Below are 5,043 nucleotides of genomic sequence, written 5' to 3' on the forward strand. Positions count from 1 at the left end.
GTACGCCGTATTCTCAGCACTGTCGATCAAGGAGTCTCACGAGATGGCGTTCCGTCCCGATCAGCCCGAAACTGTCTTCACCTATGGTGCACCCGGACTCAAGTTCGGCGTCGGCGCGCGCCACGAGATCGGTTTTGACCTCGGACAGCTTGGTGCCCGGAGGGTCCTGATCGTGACCGACCCGGGCGTTGCCGCCACGGGTGCGCCAGCCGAGATCGCCGAAACGCTGATGGCTGCCGGCATCGAGAGCGTCGTGTTCGATCGATCCCGAGTCGAGCCGACTGACGCGAGCATGATCGAGGCGATCGAGTTCGGCCGGTCCGAAGGCCCGTTCGACGCGATCGTCGCAGTTGGTGGAGGCAGCAGCATCGACACGGCCAAAGCCGTCAACCTCCTCACGACCAACGAGGGCGAGCTGATGGACTACATCAACGCCCCGGTCGGCAAAGCCAAGCCCCCGACTTCGCCGCTGCTCCCGCTGATCGCCGTACCCACCACAACTGGCACGGGCAGTGAGAGCACCACGATCTGTGTGCTCGACGTGGTCAGCCAGCACGTCAAGACCGGCATCTCGCACGCACGACTCCGCCCGACACTGGCGGTTGTCGACCCGGAGCTCACGCTGAGCCAGCCTGCGGGCGTCACCGCTGCCGCGGGTCTCGACATCCTGTGCCACGCGCTCGAGAGCTACACGGCTCGTCCGTTCGAGTCGTACGAGCACAAGACTGCTGACCAGCGGGTGCCCTACTGCGGCTCCAACCCAATCGCCAACATGTGGTCCGAGAAGGCGCTGAGTCTGATGGCGACGTCATTCCGTACGGCCGTCCACGATGGAGACAACCTGGCTGCCCGCACCGAGGTCGCCATGGCTGCAACATTCGCGGGCCTCGGCTTCGGCAACGCTGGCGTGCACATCCCGCACGCCAACGCCTATCCGATCGCCGGGCAGGTCCGTGACTTCCGCCCCGCGGACTACGACGCCGACCATGCGATGGTCCCGCACGGCATGGCCGTGTCGCTCACTGCGCCGGCAGCGTTCAGGTTCACGTTCGATGCCTCCCCGGATCGTCACGTACGCGCGGCCGAGCTGTTGGCTCCCGGTGCCACGCGACCGGACAGCGCTGCCGACTTCCTTCCCCAGGTGCTGACCGAGCTGATGCGCGACGTCGGCATCCCCGCCGGCATCGGCGCTGTCGGGTTCGGCAAGGGCGACATCAACTCCCTCGTCGAGGGCACGATGAAGCAGCAGCGACTTCTGGCCACGGCGCCGGTGGAGGTCACCGAGGACGACGTGGCGCAGATCCTCGACGAGTCGATCGAGCTCTGGTGATCGATCACCTAGATCGCGACCAGGGCTCCACGGTTGCGTCAGACATAGTCCATGCGTTGATTGCGCGTGGGGTCGAGGATGTTGACGACTCGACTCTTGCTCGTGCGCTCTACAGCACTGACGCTTCGCTCTATCGCGTCGTCCCACAGGTCGTCGTACGGCCACGATCTGTCGAGGAGGTGCTGGCGACGATCGACGCCTGCCGTGCGACCGGTACGCCGTTGACCTCCCGCGGTTCCGGCACCTCGATCGCCGGCAATGCTGTCGGCACCGGTGTCGTGCTTGACTTCTCGCGTCACCTCAACCGCGTGCATGAGATTGACGCCGAGGCACGCACGGCTCGAGTCGATCCCGGTACGGTGCATGCCGTTCTGCAGCGAGCAGCCACGGCGCAGGGCCTGCGCTTCGGACCCGATCCGTCGACACACACCCGGTGCACGGTCGGCGGCATGATCGGCAACAACGCGTGCGGCTCGCGTGCGTTGGCGTACGGCCGTACCTCCGACAATGTCGTCGCACTCGACGCAGTGACGGCGGCGGGGGAGCAGCTGACCTTGGAACGCGGGAAAGGCCTGCCGTCGCCCACCCTCGATCAACTTCGAGAACTCGTCGGGACGCAACTGTCCACGATACGTACGGAGTTCGGAACGTTCGGCCGGCAGGTGTCGGGCTACAGCCTCGAGCACCTGCTGCCTGAGAACGGCTTCGACGTCGCGACCTTCATGGCCGGCACTGAGGGCACTCTCGCGACGCTCACCTCGGCGACGGTTCGACTCGTCGAGGATCCGGCGCACCGCCTGATGCTCGTGCTGGGGTACGGCTCGATGGCCGAGGCCGCTGACGACGTACCGGCGTTGCTCGACTTCTCGCCGACTGCCTGTGAAGGTCTTGACTCGCGCATCGTCAACGTGGTGCGTGACAACGGCGGGACGGTTCCGGACCTCCCGCGTGGCCAGGGGTGGCTGTTCGTCGAGATCTCGGGCGCCGACGAACGCGAGATCGCTGACTCGGTCAACAAGGCCGTGGCGGCCTCTGCGGCTCTCGACAGCCGCATTGTCTCCGACCCGCGTGAGCAGGCTGTCCTGTGGCGCATACGCGAGGAGGGCGCCGGACTCGCAACTCGTACGCTGCCGCGCAAGGCCCTTTCTGGCTGGGAGGACGCAGCGGTCCCGCCGGATCGCCTCGGCGCCTACTTGCGCGAGCAGGACGTTCTCCTGGCCGAGTACGGCCTCGACGGCGTCCCCTATGGCCACTTCGGTGACGGTTGCGTCCACATTCGCATCGACTTCCCGCTCGACGATCCCGGCGGACATGACGTCTTCCGCAACTTCCTCGTCGAGGCGGCCACCCTGGTCTCCTCGCTGGGCGGTTCGCTGTCGGGTGAACATGGCGATGGCCGAGCCCGTTCGGAGCTGCTCCCATTGATGTACTCCGACGAGGCGATCGACCTGTTCGCCAAGGTCAAAGGTGTGTTCGACCCCGACGATCTACTCAACCCGGGCGTACTCGTACGTCCCAATGCGATGGATGCTGATCTGCGTGGACCCGAGTCGGCGAAGGGACGCCTCGACCAGCGACTGGGTCTGCGACTCCTCCACGACGCGGGTGACTTCGGCAAGGCGGTTCATCGCTGCACCGGCGTCGGCAAGTGTCTCGCTGACAATCACGGCTCGAATGGCGTCATGTGCCCCTCGTTCCAGGCGACGCGCGACGAGAAGGACTCGACCCGTGGCCGCGCCCGGGTGCTGCAGGAGATGATCGACGGCCGTCTCGTCACGGGGGGCTGGCGCGCACCCGAGGTGCATGAGGCGCTCGACCTGTGCCTCTCGTGCAAGGGCTGTGCCAACGACTGCCCGACCGGCACCGACATGGCGACCTACAAGTCCGAGGTGCTCCACCAGTCGTACAAGGGTCGGATTCGGCCGCGCAGCCACTACATCCTCGGGCGCCTGCCCTTCTGGGCCCGGCTCAGCTCGCGAATCGCGTGGCTCGCCAACCTCATGCTGAGCACTCCCGGCGTACGTTCGCTGGCTCGCTGGGCGGCCGGCGTCGATCAGCGCCGGAGCCTGCCGATGTTCGCTCGGGGGAGCTTTACTCGCTGGGCTCGCAAGCGCCCGGCTCTCGCCGCAGGCCGGCCAAGGGTCCTGCTGTGGGCCGACTCGTTCACCGACTTCTTCTCCACCGTGGCTGGCAAGTCTGCGGTCAACGTCCTGGAATCCGCCGGCTATCAGGTCGAGTTCCTCGCCCGCTCGGCGTGTTGTGGTCTCACTTGGATCACGACGGGCCAGCTCGACAAGGCGCGCTCAATTGTCGGAGCCGCCGTCGCCCAGCTACATCCATACGTCGCCGACGGCGTTCCAGTCGTCGGGCTCGAGCCTTCGTGTCTCGCCGTGCTCCGATCAGACGCCGTCGAGCTGCTCGACGATCCGCGCGCGGTCGACGTGGCGCAGGGCGTATTCACCCTGTCGGAGCTGCTGCGACGTACCGACGGATGGGTCGCTCCCGACCTGACCGGTACGACCCTCGTCGTGCAGCCGCACTGTCACCAGGCGTCGGTCTTCGGGTTCGAGGCGGACCTCGCGATCCTCGAGTCAACCGGTGCGACCATCGACCGACTGTCTGGCTGCTGCGGGCTCGCGGGCAACTTCGGAGTCGAGAAGGGCCACTACGAGGTCTCTGTCGCGATTGCCGAGCTGCAGCTGCTGCCGGCGGTGCGTAACGCCCCACCCGGCGCAATCGTTGTCGCAGATGGATTCTCCTGCAGGACCCAGCTCCTCGACCTGGCTGACCAGCCTGCCGTGCACCTTGCCCAGCTCCTCGATCAATGACCGGAAAGATGCCAGATGGATCATCTGCTTGAGCTCGGCTCCGGTATGGCTCGCTTCACCGAGCTCGCCTCCAGGGCGACGGGTGACGAACCCGTACCCAGCTGCCCCGACTGGACGACGCGCGACCTGATCCAGCACCTGGGCACCATTCACCGCTGGGCTGGAGCGATTGTGCTGAGCGGACAGCGCCAGGACATGCCCAAGCCGATCTTCGGAGAGGATCTCGCCGAGTGGTATGCCGGGACCGCCGCGGCGCTCCTGGCCGCGCTCCAGGCCGTCGATGCCCACGAACCGACGCCGAACTTCTCGTTGATCGACGAAACGGCGGGATTCTTCCATCGCCGGCAGATGCATGAGGTGATCGTTCACACGGCCGATGCCGCCCAGGCGCTCGGCGTGCCGGAGGATGAGTGGCGCATCGCACCCTTGACTGCCGCCGATGGGGTCGAAGAGGTTCTCCGGGTGTTCTTCCCGCGTATGACCGCGCGTGGCAAGCGACCGAACGTGCAGTCGCGCATCCGCCTCACCGCGGTCGACACCGGTCAGAGCTGGCTGATGGGCCCTGCGGAGGGTGACGGATTGCCGCCCGTGCTGCTGCATTCATCGTTCGACGCCGACACCACGGTGGAGGGCAAGGCCGCTGATCTCTACCTCGCTCTGTGGCACCGCGTGCCTGCGGATCGGCTCACATTCGACAACGAGGACGGCCGCGCCCTGTTCGACGGGCATACGACGCCCTAACTCGGTTTGGAACTTACGCAGGCAGCCCGGTAGTATTTAGGGCTGTGCCTGAAGTCTTCAGGTCGATGCACGCATCCTGCCGGGACACGGCGGCGAGTGCATGACGAATCATGGCTAACACCAGAAGAAGGATGTTTGTAGTGC

Annotated in this window: 3 protein-coding genes; all 3 read left to right on the forward strand. The window is 66.1% G+C overall.

Annotated features, from left to right (window positions below; genetic code table 11):
- Positions 1 to 43 precede the first annotated feature (43 nt).
- The 3 genes from V6M39_RS02125 to V6M39_RS02135 are packed head-to-tail and all read left to right on the forward strand — an operon-like array spanning position 44 to position 4,899.
- Complete coding sequence (locus tag V6M39_RS02125; RefSeq protein WP_332642009.1) at positions 44 to 1,330, forward strand: hydroxyacid-oxoacid transhydrogenase; 1,287 nt, start codon at positions 44 to 46, stop codon at positions 1,328 to 1,330.
- A complete protein-coding gene (locus V6M39_RS02130) occupies positions 1,327 to 4,158 on the forward strand; it encodes an FAD-binding and (Fe-S)-binding domain-containing protein (RefSeq protein ID WP_332642007.1) in 2,832 nt (943 codons plus the stop codon). The genes V6M39_RS02125 and V6M39_RS02130 overlap by 4 nt, the downstream gene beginning before the upstream one ends.
- Positions 4,159 to 4,173: 15 nt before the next feature.
- On the forward strand, positions 4,174 to 4,899 hold the full coding sequence (locus V6M39_RS02135) for a maleylpyruvate isomerase family mycothiol-dependent enzyme (RefSeq protein ID WP_332642008.1): 726 nt from the start codon (positions 4,174 to 4,176) through the stop codon (positions 4,897 to 4,899).
- The last annotated feature ends 144 nt before the right edge of the window (positions 4,900 to 5,043 follow it).

The organism is Aeromicrobium sp. (assembly GCF_036675695.1).
Lineage (GTDB): Bacteria > Actinomycetota > Actinomycetes > Propionibacteriales > Nocardioidaceae > Aeromicrobium.